This is a genomic window from Methanosarcina horonobensis HB-1 = JCM 15518 (assembly GCF_000970285.1).
Classification (GTDB): domain Archaea; phylum Halobacteriota; class Methanosarcinia; order Methanosarcinales; family Methanosarcinaceae; genus Methanosarcina; species Methanosarcina horonobensis.
This window is the reverse complement of sequence record NZ_CP009516.1, coordinates 4,123,136-4,139,384: the sequence shown is the minus strand read 5'-3', so window position 1 is coordinate 4,139,384 and position 16,249 is coordinate 4,123,136. Positions and strand designations below refer to the sequence as shown.

At 43.1% G+C, this 16,249-nt stretch carries 10 protein-coding genes and 1 pseudogene; 3 read left to right on the top strand and 8 right to left on the bottom strand.

Annotated elements, in window-relative coordinates:
- Positions 1 to 64: 64 nt before the first annotated feature.
- From MSHOH_RS18000 to MSHOH_RS17980, 5 genes and pseudogenes are all read right to left on the bottom strand, one after another.
- Positions 65 to 913: a cation:dicarboxylate symporter family transporter gene (locus MSHOH_RS18000; RefSeq protein ID WP_239451049.1), complete on the bottom strand. Its 849-nt coding sequence runs from the start codon at positions 911 to 913 to the stop codon at positions 65 to 67.
- Positions 914 to 1,597: 684 nt separating this feature from the next.
- A pseudogene (gene mtaA, locus MSHOH_RS17995) lies at positions 1,598 to 2,668 on the bottom strand (methylcobamide:CoM methyltransferase MtaA).
- 541 nt (positions 2,669 to 3,209) lie between these two features.
- Complete coding sequence (locus MSHOH_RS17990) at positions 3,210 to 4,817, bottom strand: TCP-1/cpn60 chaperonin family protein (RefSeq protein ID WP_048141750.1); 1,608 nt, start codon at positions 4,815 to 4,817, stop codon at positions 3,210 to 3,212.
- A 94-nt stretch (positions 4,818 to 4,911) separates the two neighbouring features.
- A complete protein-coding gene (locus MSHOH_RS17985; RefSeq protein ID WP_048141748.1) occupies positions 4,912 to 6,846 on the bottom strand; it encodes a hydantoinase/oxoprolinase family protein in 1,935 nt (644 codons plus the stop codon).
- A 265-nt stretch (positions 6,847 to 7,111) separates the two neighbouring features.
- The gene (locus MSHOH_RS17980) at positions 7,112 to 9,016 is read right to left on the bottom strand and encodes a methyltransferase cognate corrinoid protein (protein WP_048141746.1); all 1,905 of its coding nucleotides are present in this window, start codon (positions 9,014 to 9,016) and stop codon (positions 7,112 to 7,114) included.
- Between the two features lie 523 nt (positions 9,017 to 9,539).
- On the opposite strand from MSHOH_RS17980, the gene MSHOH_RS17975 reads away from it, so the two are divergent.
- The 3 genes from MSHOH_RS17975 (at position 9,540) to MSHOH_RS22370 (ending at position 11,273) form a co-directional block, all read left to right on the top strand.
- On the top strand, positions 9,540 to 10,022 hold the full coding sequence (locus MSHOH_RS17975) for a hypothetical protein (protein ID WP_158024235.1): 483 nt from the start codon (positions 9,540 to 9,542) through the stop codon (positions 10,020 to 10,022).
- 14 nt (positions 10,023 to 10,036) lie between these two features.
- Entirely contained in the window at positions 10,037 to 10,585 is a 549-nt protein-coding gene (locus MSHOH_RS17970) for an adenine nucleotide alpha hydrolase family protein (protein WP_162197657.1), read from the top strand.
- Between the two features lie 262 nt (positions 10,586 to 10,847).
- Entirely contained in the window at positions 10,848 to 11,273 is a 426-nt protein-coding gene (locus MSHOH_RS22370) for a hypothetical protein (protein ID WP_052730919.1), read from the top strand.
- Positions 11,274 to 11,871: 598 nt separating this feature from the next.
- Here MSHOH_RS22370 and MSHOH_RS17960 read toward each other — a convergent pair.
- From MSHOH_RS17960 to MSHOH_RS23190, 3 genes are all read right to left on the bottom strand, one after another.
- Positions 11,872 to 12,660 (bottom strand): helix-turn-helix transcriptional regulator, encoded by a 789-nt coding sequence (locus tag MSHOH_RS17960; protein ID WP_048141740.1) that lies wholly within the window; start codon positions 12,658 to 12,660, stop codon positions 11,872 to 11,874.
- Positions 12,661 to 12,725: 65 nt separating this feature from the next.
- On the bottom strand, positions 12,726 to 14,837 hold the full coding sequence (locus MSHOH_RS17955; protein ID WP_239451048.1) for a sensor histidine kinase: 2,112 nt from the start codon (positions 14,835 to 14,837) through the stop codon (positions 12,726 to 12,728).
- Positions 14,838 to 14,993: 156 nt separating this feature from the next.
- Positions 14,994 to 15,641 carry a PAS domain-containing protein gene (locus MSHOH_RS23190; RefSeq protein WP_082089411.1) on the bottom strand — a complete coding sequence of 216 codons (648 nt, stop codon included), beginning with the start codon at positions 15,639 to 15,641 and terminating at the stop codon, positions 14,994 to 14,996.
- Positions 15,642 to 16,249: the final 608 nt, after the last annotated feature.

Here is a 16,249-nt window from a genome sequence, read left to right as displayed (position 1 = left end):
AGCTGGGAATTCCAACCGCTGCAAGCTTCAGCTGTTCGGGCAGATCCAGGAGAGTTTGATAGAGTCAGGCTACAAAGAGGATGAACAAAAAAGGGACAAAAGATCCCAGCAAGGGAAAAGTGTATCCCACCGGGACCAGAACTCTACTGTATGACTCTATCTCGTCCTTAATTTCTCTATTATCCAGTGAGTCCCAAAAGAGCTTTTTGACGCCGTCATTGATCAGTGTCAGAGTTATGAACTCTGTGCCGCTTGAAAATCCAAGAATTACTGCCCTGGACGATGCGGAGATGATGTCCCTGTAACGGAAAGTAGTGAAACAGGAGACAAGCAGTGGTAAGACACCAAAGATCACCAGAGCAGCCAGGAAAGCTAAATATATCAAAAATACCTGAAGTTCCAATAATCCCTCAAAAGTGATAGTGCCCATTGTCTGAGCCATTATGACGAAGACTCCTATGGGAAAGGTCTTGGCCAGAAAGCCGGTAATTCGGTTAAGAGCTGCCTGGAGGATGCTCAGTAAATTCATGAGTGGTTTGCTCTCTTCATCTCCCATAAGGGATAAACCCAAACACAAGCAAAAGAGTACAATAGCAGGCAGAAAGCCTTCGGATAGGGAATGAAAAGGATTGTAAGGGATGAATATGTCTATGAAATCTAAGGTTTCTGGACTGATCAGATCCTGAGTACTGAAGAAAGAAGCAGCTTCTAGAACGGGAAAAGCAAACTGAAATGAAAAAAAGATCGCTATTCCAATTGTCCAAAACATTAACAAAACCTGGCCTGCCTTGAATAACAAACCTCTGGAGTTGGAATGGTTCAGGCTGCCTATACCCAGTACAAGCGATATTGTCACTGAAGGGATGATAGTTATTTGCCATATTTTGATGAAGGCCTGACTGAGAGGCGTCAAGACCGATAAGAGGTCACCAAAGAATAGACCGGAGAGGACGCCAGAGATGAGCCCAGGAATATCCAGAAGGTCATGCTAAGGTTTTGCCATCTCATTTCAGTTCTTTTCCTTTAACTGATTGAACATTTCTTATCTGCCGGGATAAGTATCCCAGATAAATCCGAGAAATTTCTGTTCAGCTAATATCCGTTTTTATCAAGTAATATCTACAAAGTACTTCTTTAATATTTTGCTAATTAAATACTGCTCTAAAATATTTTTTCTTTTGTATATGCATCGTATATTATTGGCAAGTTACAGGGGAATAGAGAAAGATTAATTCAAAAAAATGCAACTATTAATTATATACAACACTCGTCATGAATGACTGATTGCGAATCCATGTCTATGGCTATATCTGGCGAACAATGGAAAATAAAGGAAATAAGTTAAAATTAAAACACCAAAAGAAAAATTAGAAGTAAAAAATTAGAAGTAATTTCATTCAAAGAGAATCGTTATGACCAAAACGAAGGATATTAAAAAGATATTTTTCAAGAAGAATAGTTCTGTTTTATCCATTTTTAAGAGTTTTTCCAGTTAATTTACCTATATTTCTCCTTTGCTTTTACTCTCTGGGTTTCTTTTTTTGTTTTTTTATCTGCAAGGTCTTTTTCCTTGTTTTTTTACTTTACCAGCTTTAAATTAGTCTTCTTGAGCAAAGCGAAAAGGACCGTGTCCTCCAGAGGCGTAATTCAGGTGATAATACTCATCTCTCGCTTCAACAAGGGCCTTTATGTTTCTTGTAGGGGTCTTCGGCGCAATTCCGCACCCCGGAGCAAGTATATCGATTCCATCTCTAAGGCACTTCTGCGCTTCTTCTTTTATCTCTTCACAGGTCCCGTTGAGAATGATTCCTGAAGAGGAAAGGTTTCCTATTAAGCTTGTTTTTCTTCCGACAAGCTTTTTTGCAGCCCGCAGGTCAGTTACCTTTTCTTCGATACTGATCCCCTGAAAACCGCATTTCGAAAGAATTTCAAGGATAGGAGTTGAGTTTCCGCAGACATGTATTAGCTTTATTCCTTTTCCTGACCTGCAGAACCTTTCGTACTTTGGTTTTATGAGGGAGTCAAATTGTCTGGGGTCAAGCATATCCGGTCCTGCTATTCCGTCTACAATGCAGACCGCATCTGCCCCGGCATCGGACAGGATTCCTGCATATTCGGAACAGATCGACCCTGTAACTTTGAGGCATTCCCTTACGGTCTCGGGCCTTCTGATTATCCAGGTAAGAAAATTGTAAGTACCAAGCAACCTTGAAGCAAGAGATGCCGGGCCCTCCATACCTGCTATAAGGGGGACTTCTTCGCCTGCCTTTTCCCTAAGGATGGAGGTCACATCAGCAATAAGAGGAACCCTTCCTCTCTCCGCAAAATCCTGGGGAAGTTCGAGCTCTTCCGTTCTCTCTGCAAAAGGGTTGGACCCTGGTGACGGCTGAATATCCTATCTGCCCGGGTTAACCCTGCAGCCCAAAGCTTCAGATAGGACAGTGAGACAGAAAGGGTAGCGAACGGCTTCAAGGCCTGCTATAGTATGAGCTGAAAGGGCGAGGTCTGCCATTTTTTCAGCGTCAAAATGAGCTTCTGGCCAGGCTGCTCCGCTCTTTTTCATCAGTTCAACGGTCCCTGTCTGGGTCACAGAAAGAACAGGCACCTTATCCACAGCTTTTCCATGCAGTGTATTCAGGAAACAGTCTCTTAGGTCTCGATCTGCCATTAAAATCTGCCATTAACATTCTTTTTATTAAGTGAAGTCTTTACAGCTTTTTTCTCCTGAGAACTATTACGCGCAGAATCACTTTTATATTTTTCATTTAAAATATCTGTGAACTAATTATATTAATTAATGTACATATGCGGCATTTTAAGCTAAATTCGTAGGTTTGGTTATCTCAAATCTACGGTTGCTACGGCCAACCCACCAATACTATCTCAGATCCCTAAAAGTTATTTTTACTTTTTCTTCCCCTGAACCACACAGGATTGTAGCCAGCCGCAGCTTAAGAAATATTTCCTTGATCTTTGAGGCAACTTTTGACTAAGATATCATGAAGTTCCTCTGCCAGCCTTTCTGGCATCTCTTTCCGAAATTAAAAAGAGGAAATAAAAATTTGAAAGAGAGTTGAAAAATATCGTTTTTCAGGCATTACTCAGGATGGCATTACCAGGATTATACTACGGTCCATTTTAATCTGGTTTATTTACACTCAGGTTTATTTACACTCATGGTTTACTTACACTCCAGCCGTTTTTCCGGCTTACTTCTTTGGAACAATTTCATCTATCCTTAACACATTCCTTGCCGTCTCAGTTCCTGCGATAATTGCCAGCGTTTTTACTGTTGCCGAATCGTAAACTTTCTTTCCTTTGTCCGTTACCTTTCCTGAAAGGTCTATCCTTGCCTCTACCCCTTTTGCATATGAGTTTCTCATCTGCGCCATTGCATCAATCGAGTTCATCCCCATATTTCTTGCAAGAATAGTTGGGATTTTTTCGAGAGCCTCTGCATACGCCTGAACTGCCATCTGTCTTTTTCCTGTCTGTGTCGATGCAAAGAGCCTTACCATATGCGCAAGTTCAAACTCAATTGCCCCTCCCCCGTTTACTATTCCTCTGTTTTTCAGGAGGAAAGCCGCATTATTGAGTGCATCGTCAACAGCCTCTTCGACCTTATCAAGCCCATATTTCACAGGTTCCCAGATCAGGATAGTAGCTATTGCCTTTTCTTTCACGGTAACGAAAACAAAATTTTCTCCGTTTTTCTTTTCTACTCTTATGCTGTCTGCTTTTCCGAGATCGCAGGGGTGAATCTCATCTTTCGGGCTCATCAGTGTAGTGTCTGTTGCTTCCGCAAGCTTTTCGAGGTCTTTCGTTTTCAGCTTCTTGAAAGCCAGAATATTATTGTCCCTCAGCAGAGTTTCAATATAGGGATCAATATCTCCCTCGGAAAAGAGCACATTTGCTCCCGAATCAATTATTTTTCTGGCAATTTTCGCACACATCTGCTTTTTCTTTTCTTCAAAAAGGAGTGCAGTCTTCACGGAGTCCATTTTGAGGTTATGCTGTGGGTTTAAGTATCCGCTTTTAATCTTGAGGTCATAGTTCGTAATCAAAACCTTAGGGTTTTCAAATTCGGCTGGCATGTCAACCCTTGCAGGATTTTCATCCATAATCAGGCCTTCCACTGCAACGATTTCAGGTCCGCCTTTCTTTTTGAGGACTTTGATGTTCCTGTTCAGGTCGAGCCTTCCGGCCTGTTTTTCGTTGAGGTGGTTGATAACTTTCAGGACAATATCAGTTACGGCTTCTGCCTGATTCCTTTCAATCCCCTTTCCTGTTGCAGAGCACATTATAGTAGTGCGTACATCCTCTTCAGATGCCTGCTTTATGCTGTACTGCAACATCTCGTAGGCTTTTTGCATGGCAAGTTCGTATCCTTCGATAACGATTGTCGGATGCACTCCTGCCCTTATCAGTTTGACAGCGTTTTTTATGAGATTGCTTGCAAAAATCACGGCAGTTTTTGTTCCATCCCCGCATGCTTTGTCCATTGATTCGGCAAGCTTTTTAAGGGAAGTCACGAGCGGGTGAAGCACATCCATTTCTTTTAAGATGACTTTGCCGTCGCTCGTAACGAAAATATCCCCCACCGGGTTTACTATTATCTTGTTCATCCCTTTCGGTCCCAGGGATGAGCCAAGCAGCTCGTCAATCTCTATGGATGCCCTTTCAAGCTGGTCGATCAGCCCTTCTTCTTTTACCGGCTCATCAATGAGAATCTTGTCTCTTATTGTCCGTGCCAGTTTTGCCATTCCGTCCTGGCTTTCAAGGCTCGTGCTGCCCGGTACTTTTAATTCGCTTGCCATGTTTTTTCCTCATTTGCTGTGGCTCCTGTGTTTTGTTTCTGCTGTTATGACCTGCTGAAGCCTGTAGTTTTGATGTATGCTTTTATATTCTGCCTTACGCCAGTTTCCCGGTCGTCCCTATTCCGACTCCGATCAGGCGGGTTTCCAGAGGGGCTTTTCCTCTGCTTCCCACATCGTTCTGTTTAAGGTCAAATTTCACATTGTCCATTTCAAGCCCGTATCCGTCCATGTACTCCGAAATCAACCTGTGGCTCAGCTTAAGCCCGTAGTCCAGAGCTTCTCCGTAATCCTCAAAAACTTCTTTTCCAAGCCTTGAGAATACGGAATATTCTGCGTTCCCTGCTGCTGAAGGGCGGATAAGGATCTCTGTCCTGTGGACAACTTTTCCTGCAAGGGCACCCACTGCATTTCCTACCTCGTGGAAAGCAGGAATCCTTATGTCTGCGTCCACAGCCCTGTTCAGTTCTTTCAGATATGCCCTTACAGGTGCGCCTACCAGCACTACAGGGACATTTACGTGGAATCTCAGGACATTTTCTTTTGCCAGAAGCTTTTCAATGTCCTCTTTTTTCAGGTCTTCCGCAAAGAAAGAAATCAGTTCAAGAGTAAGTTTTCTTACGACTTCAGCTTTAATCCTGGCTGAAAAATCCTCTGCTCCCTGTTTGAGGGTTTTTCCAAGGATTTTTGCTCCTGTAAAGGAAGCTCTTCCGTCCCATCTTACATATTCTCCAAGCACGTGAAGGGCATCGGTTGGGGTAAACCCTATCTGGCTTACATGCCTTTTCCTGATGAGGTCTTTCAGATTTCCTGCAAACAGTAGCGGGTGTTTGCCTGTCTTTTCAGAGAGCTCGGATATTGAAAGAGGCTCAGTTCCCAGACATTCAAGAATCATCTTCTCATCTTCTTCGAGATCACCGCTGAGAAGTTCGAAAGAATCTCCTCCGTTCCTTACAAAAAAAGAAGTTGGCTGTATGATCTCGTCCATTATACGTTCGTTAGGAAGATCACTTTTCTCCAGTTTCTTTAAAAGTCCCGGAAACTCTGAGGCTGCAAGGCAGAGGGGAATCACTCTTGCCGGACCCAGAAATGGCTTTCTTCTGATCCAGACCAGGCTGTCTCCACCGAGGGCTGAAGTCTCCATCCTGATCGCTTTTACCATTGTTTTCCAGCCCCCCACTCTTGCTCCGGAATCACTTATCTCCGGAACACCTCCGGAAACCATGGCAATATCGGTACTTGTGCCTCCTACATCCACGGTTGCACAGGTGTCAAGCCCGGTAAGATGTGCAGCCCCCACAAGGCTTGCTGCAGGTCCGGAAAAGATTGATTCTACGGGTTTTTGCAGGGCCTCTTCTATGCGAACAAGAGATCCGTCGCACTTCATCATCATCAGGGTTGCTTTTATTTCCTTTTCTTCCATTACTGCCTGGACGGATTTGATAAACTGCTTGCTTACCGGGATCAGTTCGGCGTTCAGGAGAGCTGTCACAGCCCTTTCGTAAGCCCCAAGACTCATGGAAAGTTCATGCCCGCAGACAACCGGCATGTCCGTCATTTCTTGAACTACTTCCTTGACCCTGAGTTCATGTTCAGGGTTTCTGACTCCGAAGTATCCGGAAACTGCAAATGCAGCTACCTTATTCTTTACCTGCCTGACAAACTCTCTTACCGTTTCCAGGCCTTCAAGAGGAGCAGTTTCGTTCCCGTCAGAATCATGCCCTCCTCCGATTGATATCACATAGCGGCTGGCAAGTTTTTTGGGAATCGTATGTCCTATAAGGATCAGCCCTGCAGGGTAGCCCTTGCCCTCAAGAGTGGTATTGGTAGCAAGGGTTGTAGAGACAGAGACGAATTTTATCTTTTTCAGGCATCCAGGGTCCAGTCCTTCAATCGAATTCTTTATTCCTCTAATAAGGTCAGGATAAGTTGTAAGTGCTTTATTTGACTCGATTACTTCTCCATTTGACATATCCATGATAGCAGCATCGGTATATGTCCCTCCCGTATCAACTCCCAGTCCAAGATACATTAAGTTCCTCCTCTGCAGCCTCTATTTAAAAGGTAAAAACCTTTTTTAAAAAAGGATTTGCAGTTTTACTTTATGTCTATAATAAAAAAGGACGGAAAGGACAGAAGGTCTTAAATCCGCCTTTTCAGTTTTTTGGTGCCTCTATGGTTGATCCAACCTTTTTACTCCTTCTTTTATTTTTATAATATTGTTTAGTATTCTTCGTTTTAAACGGAGGTCTTTCTTAAATCGAAATGGGGAGAGTTAATCTCTCCTCAGGGGGAGTTTACCCCATTATTTTCTTCTGGAGTTCCGGACCAAGTTCCTTTACGGTGTTCACCATTGCCTGCACGGTTGTCAGCGGGCCGCCTGGCGGGATTTCACAGCCAGAAGACAGGACATACTTGGACTGGAGACCGTTCTCCTTGAGCACAGGCAGCACATTTTCGAGCAGGTTCCTTGTGTCGTCCTTTACCTTCTGCACACCGGCTGCTGATCCGTCCATGAACTCAACAGGGTTAACTTCTCCCATCATGCAGCATATGTCTCCATACTTGGGGATGAGGTCTGCGTAGTTCTGGGATCCCTTGTCTCTGGACTTCTCATAGTAGGCGTAACTGTAGAGGGAGGTGCCGAACTTCCTGATCTGGGTCTCAAAGTGTACGGCATCAGCACAGTTGTGGATGATATACGGCTGGTTATATTGCTTAAATATGGGAATCTGCTGGTCGTACACGAACTTTCCGTCGAACTTCCAGTAGTCCTGCTCGCTCATGATAACGTTGTTGGACCAGAGGTTATCAATACAGAGTGCATCACAGGCACCTTCATTGAAGAAGAGCTCGGAAAGCTGGCAGATGTAATCGGTACACTTCTGGACAGCTTCAAGGACAACATCAGGCTGGGTCTTCATATCCATGAGCACGCGGTCTGCACCCATGAGCTGGGTGAGGGTTAACAATGGCCCTTCATGGAAGCCTACAAAAGGAGTGTTAAGTTCCTTGTTGATTTTCTCCTTTGCCATCTTTGAAGCCATGACCAGTTCATAGCCGCGGGTGCCTTCCTTAAGCTCAGGGACCTCGATCTTCTCATAGTCCTTGATATGTCCTTCAGAGGACGGTGTATCATCTTCGGGATATTTGATCTTGCATCCGAAGTCTGCGGACGTAGCTGAAAGGTCGGCAAGCCCTACAAACATGTCAAGATCCAGATACTTGCAGCCAAGGAAAGCGCTCTCTGTGAATGCTCCTGCTTTTGTGGCATAATCCCTGTAGTTGACCCCGGCAAATTTCCTGAGGACACCGCATGCAAGAGGATAGACAGGCAGACGGTCGACTTTTTTATCGGACATGGCAGATACTGTCCTGTCGAAGTGGGTCATTTCCTCCTTGCTCTTTACGCCAATGCTTTCGAACTCTTCCTTAATCTTGTTAGCAGTTTCAAGCCCGATGTCCACTTTACCGGAAACAGTCTTCTTTGCAAGGATCTCCCTGTACTTGATTTTTCCAAGGTTGATTCTCTCTTCACTCCACCTTGTAGCTTTGGGTTCAAGTTCCTTTACAGCTTCGGATGCCCATGCGCTTGCGTGCATCGCATCAGGATGGGTTGAGTCTGCCCCGATTCCTGCGGCATATTCTTCGGAAACAGGAGCTCCTCCAATCATAATTTTCATGGAGTCACGGACGCCTTCTTCCTGAAGGATCTCAACGACCTTTTCCATATTGGTCATGGTTGTTGTCATCAGTGCACTCATGGAAATAAGGTCGGCTCTGTGCTCTTTTGCGGTTTCGACAAATTTTTCGATAGGTACATCAGCACCAAGATCGATCATTTCGAACCCGTTTGCACTGAGCATAGTCTTTACAAGGTTTTTTCCGATGTCGTGAACGTCTCCTTCGATTGTTCCTATAACGCCCACAGCCTGCATGGATTCCCCTTCTTTTATCATTTCAGGGGAAAGAATGTCCATGCCTGCATACATTGCACCTGAAGCCAGGAGCAGGTGAGGTACAAAAGCTTCTCCTTTTTCATACTGGTCACTGACAATTGCCATTCCTCTTGCCAGCCCGTTAACGATTGCGTCGTAGGGGTCAACGCCTTCGTCAAGTGCTTTTTGTGCCAGTTCTTCTGCAAGGTCGTCGTCTCCGTCGACGACAGCTTCCGCTAATTGGTTAAAAATGTCTGCTGCCATAAAAAACGCTCCTCCATTTTTACAGGTATTTCCTGGTTAACAGTAAGTAGCTCAATTAAGGCTTATTGCTCGGTAAACCTTGTGTGACTGTTAACTTCCAATCCTACATTATCTGCAAAACATATAACATAAACGCAGAGATTTGATTAACGCAGTTAACATCTCTCCTGATGCTTAATTTTGCTAATTCTCCTGATTTTATAAATTCCCCTGATTCAGCAGTATTTCTCGATTTTGTTAACCTTCATAATCTTGTTTGTTGCTCTCATTTGATCAGGGGCTTTCATCTGATCAAAGCCTTTGATTGAATAGTGGGTCTTACAAATAAAGAATGGAACCCGATCAGCCAGGATATATGAAAAACAGTTATTGAAAAATAGTGAACTCTCTTGAATTTTGAGCTTTCCTTTAAAATATGAGCTTCTCTCTCAACTTCTCTAAAGTAATTGCAAAATTAGGAAAGTAAAAGTAAAGGAACTTCTTTTTATTAAGAGTCAAATCTACTTTTTAAGGAGGAACTTTTTTGAATAAATACATGAAAGTGTCCTTGTTTCTAATCTTCATGTGCTGGGGTTTAAGCGCTTTTAGCGGCTGTGTGGCTTCCGAAGAGGGGGAATTCTCCTCTGTCTCTGTTGAAAATATTAAGGTAAGGCCTTTATCTGAAGGAAATTCGACACCTGTTAGCGGAGTAACGGAAAATGTCCTGAATGTAACCGCCTGTATTATAAATGCAGGCAAGGAGGATAGTTCGGTCCTTCTGATCCGATTTAAGTTAGAAGAGAGTGACTCCATTGAGCCGACCTCCTCTCGTGAGGTAGCAACAAAAAATGTAGAACTTGACTGCATAAAAGGAAGGTCTATGCTTTATCAGTCAGTACAGATGGCCGTTCCCGGTCCTGGAACATACGACATTGAAGTCTTCGTTTCCGAAGAAGGAAAATCCTCTTCTCCAGGTCTTGGTATGGTGTTTTTCGTTGGAGAAGAAGGGGAAGTTGGGACGTTCTGAGCCGGAGTGAGTCAATGACTAAAAACAGGAAAAAACTGCTAATTCTTACCTTTCTTGTGCTAACTCCACTAATATTGTTTGGTGGCTTCATTTTTATGCTAACCTGTTACGACCAAGCATTTTACTATTCAAACGGGGTTAACCTAGGTTCCTCTGAATATTACACTCGTGCTATTTCCACTGCAAAAGGAGCTGGATATGATTATAGTATAAACGACGGGCCAGGAGGAGTGCAACTCGGAGTTATCGAAGGGCTTGACCCGAGACTTGGTTCTGATTATCGGGTAAACTCCATGTACCTTTACTATTCAAACTCCTCCTGGTTTTCGATCTCTTTTTCTAATAACGGAGATTCAACCTTTTCGTTCTGGAACGAAGATTCCCTTGCAAAGTACAGGCCAGAAGATCTCCCCGAGAGAGAATGGGTGGTCAAAAAACTCAAAATCATGTATGCTATGAATGAAAAAGAAGCTGAAGGGTTTCTTTATCTTTTGTTTTTTCCTCCTTGCAATACAGGGATGAAGCCGGCTTTTCTGTCATGCAAGAAAAATAGCAGCAGGTGAACTCATGTTATTACTAGTGCATCGATTCAAAAAATTGATCCATAATCAAAGGATATTTGATCCTGGAATAATTACGCCTTGAAACCCGTCTACAATTTTTTTCATATTTCACAACTCAAACAACCTAATTCCTCTTCTTAACTATGTTTCCCTAGAATTTTTATAATATCGTTTTTATAAAAGAATGCTAAGTTAATACACGTAGTTCGTCTATTATTGAAAATAAGTTGCATGCAAAGAACAAAGAATAGAGGAGTGAATCATGAAAAAGCTATCCGATGATTTGCAAGAGCTCGTGGACCATGTGGCGGATGTAGAAAAGAAAGTCGCGGCCGCCGAACAAGCATCCAAGGAAAAGGTAGAAGTCTCAATCCAGAAATCAAAAGCAGATGCTAAAGCAAGGCAGGAATCGTTCAAAGCTGACGTCAAAAAGCGCCAGGAAGCGACGGCTATGAATTGGCAAGAACTCCAGGAAGATTTTCATCAGAGGGTTCAGCAAATCAAGAACAAAATTGAAACCGAAAAAGAGGCTATGGAAGCAAAACAAGCAACAAGACGGGCGGATGATGCGGAGGCATATGCCGTGGCTTCCATCGATTTTGCCATGATGGCAATTGACGAAGCAGAAGTGGCAGTGCTGGAAGCGATTGACGCACGGGTATACGCTGAATCGTTACCTCAAAAGTGAGGGCGGCGTTCAGATCACTGCGCTTGTTGGAGAGAAGTAGGATATTGATCGAGTGCATTGATTCAAAAATTGATCCATATTTGTAGTAAGAATTAATTGATCGATAGTGAATTTATAGCTAGGGTTTATGGACATATTTTGAAATCGAAGCACTAGGAAAAATTGAATACAGAACTATCTTCCTTTTCCGAAGAACACTTTTTCTTACCCTGGAAACCGCAGTTAATTCCTGTTCATAGGGTACCTCCGCCAGCTTATCTGGCGGCCCTTCCGAAAAGGAAGAAAGAAGTCAAAAGGAGAAGCTTGAATATATTGTAATAATGTTAAAAGCAAACGCAAGTTTTTATTTGCGTATTTTCTTTTTCTTCTTTTTATTTATTTGCGAGACCGCTCTCCTTCGTCGAGCGTGACAAGAAAGGTTCGGTATAGCTAATATTGTCACACAGGTCAGAAGATTTCTGATTAAACTCTCTCGAAAATAGTGGATTGAAAAAAGAAAAGGCTGGAGATTCTCTCTGTCGACCCGTTTGGTTAAGTTATGGAATGCTGTATTTCCTGAGACCTGCAGAGTTTAATTTCCTCAGATTTCAGTTCTTCCTCATTCGATTTCCTTTATTTCCTTTGAGTTTTTCATGTAATGCAAAAAAAGGTCTTCTCCCCATTTCAGGGCTGTTTTCTCCATACTCATCATTGCATGGTTGTGGTATATCCCGTTTCTATAGAAGAGGGAAAGAGCCAGAAAACGGTCTGTTACTACGCTTGACGCTACCTTTACAGGGCAGTCGCAGACACAGATTTTTGCGTTGTCTCTTTCCAGATACTCCCTGAGGGATGTGCTGTACTCTCTTTTCAGCCTTTCAAAGACCGGCTTTGTAATTATCAAAGATATTTCAGTTCCTTTCTTCACAAGCTCTACATAGGTAGAGGGATAAGCAGGATTAAAATAAGAAGAAACTTCCATAACACGGGTTGACTGTACCAGTTTTTCTTCAATTCTCTGGGGGATTTCATACATCCTGTCAAGGTCGGGTTCGATGAATTCGCATTGCCCGAGATCATCTATCCGGTCCAGGAGATGAGCAGGGATTGCACTGATATTATGGTTTTCCCAGTAGTCCATATTATCCGAAAACACTCCAAGGGTGTTCAGAAGAGGTACCATTTTCTTAACAACCACCTTCCCGATATCTGAGAGCTTGTAAAGGTCATCTTCATGGATAATAAGCCCCTGGCTTATTAGGATCTTGATCTGGGTCATGATTGCACTTGATGTTACATTAAGTATATTTTTTATATCGTCAATATTTCGGGGCTCTTCCATCAGTAGCAAAAGAAGGTCTTTCCTTTTGTCCGAGAGGAAAAGAGTGCCCAGCATTTCCAGTTTCATCGTAAATCTCCAGCCGCTCCAATTTTTTAGTTAAGGTTCTGTCAAGACTCTGTACAAGACTCTGTTCAATTCTCTCTTCGGGTTTCAGACTTCTTTTTCTGAAGCCTTACATGCATGATAGTTCCCGAACCTTCCTCACTCTCTACCCAGATCTCCCCTTCATGGGCATTGACAATGTTTTTACATATGTAAAATCCTGATTCAAGCCCCTGGTACCTGCGGGTCAAAGAATCGTCAACCTGATAGATCCTGTGGAAAAGGTGAGGAACCAGCCTTTTATGGATACCTGTTCCGCTGTCTTTTACGGTTATATGGATGTTATCTTCTTCCTCCGAAGCTTTTACTTCCAGCTTACCACCATGGGGCGTGAACTTGATAGCATTGCCCATGAGAGTTGTGAACAGGTCTGTCAACTTCTGCTTGTCGCCACGGATGGGAGGCAGGTTTGCAGGCAGTTCTTTTTCGACCTTCAGTTCTTTTTCATCGATCAGGAGGACCAGGTTAAGGTAAACGTCCGAAAGTATCTTTTTTATCTCCACTTCGGTAAAAGAGTATTCGATCTTCCCTGCCTGTTCAAGGCTCAGGTAGAGCAGGGAATCCACCATCTGCCTCAGTCGCTCCGAACTATTGATTACGGAATCTATAGCTTTCTGCTGCTGGTCTTCTATAGTCTCAAAGGTGTCGAAGTCCATGAGGTCGCTATAATCTACTTTTATCTGGGGCAGGCTTTCAGCCATAAATTCCGCTTTTATCCTGTTCAGGGACCTGAGTTCATCGTTGGCTTTAGAAAGGTCTTCAGAGTAAGCTTTAAGCGCATCTTCAAGTTGCTTTCTCTGGATAAGCTGCCACATGCCCTGCATTAGAAGGGTCAGCTGGCGCAAGTCCGATTCATCATAGGGCTCATCCTTGTTTCCCACGCCTGCAACAGCAACTATCCTGTCTCCGTCAAATACAGGCACGTTCATATGGCGGGTAAGGTGCACATGGTTTTTCGGGTATCCTTTTTTCAGGGAGCTAGGGACTGTGTAATCGTTTGTAATTATGGGCTTACGCTGTCGGACTGCTTCTCCCCAGAGCCCTGTAGTTTTTACGGGATAAATGAAGCGTTTGTCTTCAATTGCACATTCTTCCATCGCACTCTTTGACCAGGAGTGCATGATCAGGGAGGTTTCGTAAGCGTCCATGAAAGCAAGATATCCTAGCTTGCTGCCCGTAAGCCTGACTGCCTCTTCCCGTGCAAAGTCCGTTATTTCTTTTAGTGAGGCTCCTGTCATCTGGTTAAGTTTTACCAGGGCTTCGAGCCGGGCTTCGTTAAGTTTCTGGGCAGCTTCTGCCTTTTTGCGTTCCGTTATGTCCCTGGCAACCGAGAGGATCGTTTTCTTGCCTTCATAATCGATTATCCTGGCGCTTACTTCGAGAGGGACAACAGTGCCATCCTTGCATACCGCTCCGGCTTCGTAAACCCTTGACCCTTCTCTCTGGATTTTCTTGAGGTTTTCCCGGACCGATGCCCAGTACTCGGCAGGAATAATCTCCTCTGCTTCCATTTTCAGGATCTCTTCCTTATCATACCCGAGCCTTTTTACCACTGCCTGGTTTACGTCCATGTAACTCTGTCCTTCAGGCTCGCGGATGTACAGCTGGTCATTGATGTTATTGAAAATGGTCCTGAACTTATGTTCGGATTCCCGGAGGGTCTCTTCTGCCAGTTTATGTTCTATTGCAATAGCTGCCAGCTGGGCATTTGTTTTCATAAAGTCAAGATCCTCTTTATCCGGCCTGCGTGTCTCGCTGTAGTGCATGGAAATTACTCCAAGGACCTCTCCGGAGGACGAGATTATGGGTTCTGACCAGCAGGCTTTCAGCCCGGCCTCAGCTGCAAGTTCCCTGTATTCTGTCCAGTAAGGATGTTCCATTACATTGTCTACAGTTACCCTTTTTTTCAAGCAGGCTGCGGTCCCGAAAGAAGCTGCTCCAAAACCGACCTTGATCCTGTCAGTTTTCTGTCTGTAAAATTCAGGAAGTTCCGGAGCAACGCAGTAAAAGAGATGCTTTTTTTCACGGTCAAGAAGCATTACCGAGCATATGGATTCAGGTCTGATCTTTTCCATACTCCGAATAAGAGGGAGGAGCACTTCTTCGAGTGGGGCTCCAGAGGCCAGCTTACCGAGCACCATATTCTGCCCCTTAACCATTTCTTCTGCCAGCTTGCGCTCGGTTATGTCAACAATTATGCCCTGGTAGTAAGTGATTTTTCCTTCTTTGTTCCTTCTGATAAGGGTCCTGTCATCGATATATCTTATCTTCCCTGATTTCGTAAGGACCCGATATTCCTAGGTACATTCGGTATAGCCTTCTCTGGAAAACTTTTCGACCTCAGAGCGAATTCTCTCCCTATCTCCGGGATGGATAAGATCTGTGTACAGCATTTCCCTTGAAGTAAAATCTTCCGGGGTGTAACCAAGCTTTGTAATGTTTTCGGAAACAAATTCGACAGGCCAGCCTTCTTCCGGCCTGCACAAAAATACGAATACAGGACTGCTGTTAATTACATTTTTTAATTCATTCTTCTTTTTCAGAGCTTTTTGCATCGATTCTTCGGCTTTTTTACGCTGGGTAGCATCATAGAGAGTACCCTGATAGTGGCTAACTTTTCCGTCTTCATCTTTCCGGATTCGGATCTTTACCTCAACCCAGCGTGTTTCTCCTGAGGCTGTATAAATTCTGTACTCCTGTGTCAGTTCGGTGCACTCTTTCTCCAGACATCCGGCAACCTCCGATCTTATCCTTTCGATATCATCAGGATGAACAATATCAAGATAACGGATCTTTCCGGAGATTAAATCTTTAACTGTATACCCGAACTGCTGGATATTTTCCGTGATAAGTTCAACAGGCCAGTTCTCAGTTGACTTGCACAAAAAAATGACTATGGGGCTGCTGTTTATAAGCGATTCCAGATTTATATTGAACTTTCTCATCGATCCAATCCCTTTATTTTTATTTCGTGGATTGCCTGTCTCCGTGAATAAAGGCTATAAACTATCTTTATGTTCAGGGTACAGGGGATAAATTTCTACATAAACGACTGGTTTTGAGCTACTATAATATTGAGGAAGGGCCATGCCTGCAAAAATACTAAAGTCTATTTTTTTATTTTTATGCTGATGTCCTGAGACTTTTCTCTTGAAGGCTCAGAAAATACATGTGTTCAAAAAATTGAATTCTCCAGAATAAAATGTGAATACTAGCTTATTTATTTTTTTATTTTTTTTATTTTTTTATTTATTCTTTACTAGCTTCTCTTTGCATTTCTTTTGTTTTTTTCGTTTTTATTCGAATTCATAAAATTCTCAAATTACTTTTCACCTGAACTTCCTGAGACACGATCATAAAGGTGATCCTCGTTTTTGTCTCATCCTTGATAACGCTTTAAATTAAAATCGCAGGCTCGTGGTTAATTATGAGAATTATAAATCTTGAATCTAAAATTAGTGGCGAGTAAACGTATCAAATTACTATCTATTCTTTCTTATTTAATATTTTAATATAGTAAAGTATTTATTGTTTTATTTCTTATGTATTATAT

Coding starts and splice junctions, on each gene's coding strand:
- MSHOH_RS17985 (WP_048141748.1), bottom strand. CDS start 6,846: ATGTATCTTGGACTGGGAGTTGATACGGGAGGGACATATACCGATGCT.
- MSHOH_RS17960 (WP_048141740.1), bottom strand. CDS start 12,660: ATGAAACTGGAAATGCTGGGCACTCTTTTCCTCTCGGACAAAAGGAAA.
- MSHOH_RS22370 (WP_052730919.1), top strand. CDS start 10,848: ATGAAAAAGCTATCCGATGATTTGCAAGAGCTCGTGGACCATGTGGCG.
- MSHOH_RS17990 (WP_048141750.1), bottom strand. CDS start 4,817: ATGGCAAGCGAATTAAAAGTACCGGGCAGCACGAGCCTTGAAAGCCAG.
- MSHOH_RS17970 (WP_162197657.1), top strand. CDS start 10,037: ATGACTAAAAACAGGAAAAAACTGCTAATTCTTACCTTTCTTGTGCTA.
- MSHOH_RS17980 (WP_048141746.1), bottom strand. CDS start 9,016: ATGGCAGCAGACATTTTTAACCAATTAGCGGAAGCTGTCGTCGACGGA.
- MSHOH_RS17955 (WP_239451048.1), bottom strand. CDS start 14,837: ATGGTGCTCGGTAAGCTGGCCTCTGGAGCCCCACTCGAAGAAGTGCTC.
- MSHOH_RS23190 (WP_082089411.1), bottom strand. CDS start 15,641: ATGAGAAAGTTCAATATAAATCTGGAATCGCTTATAAACAGCAGCCCC.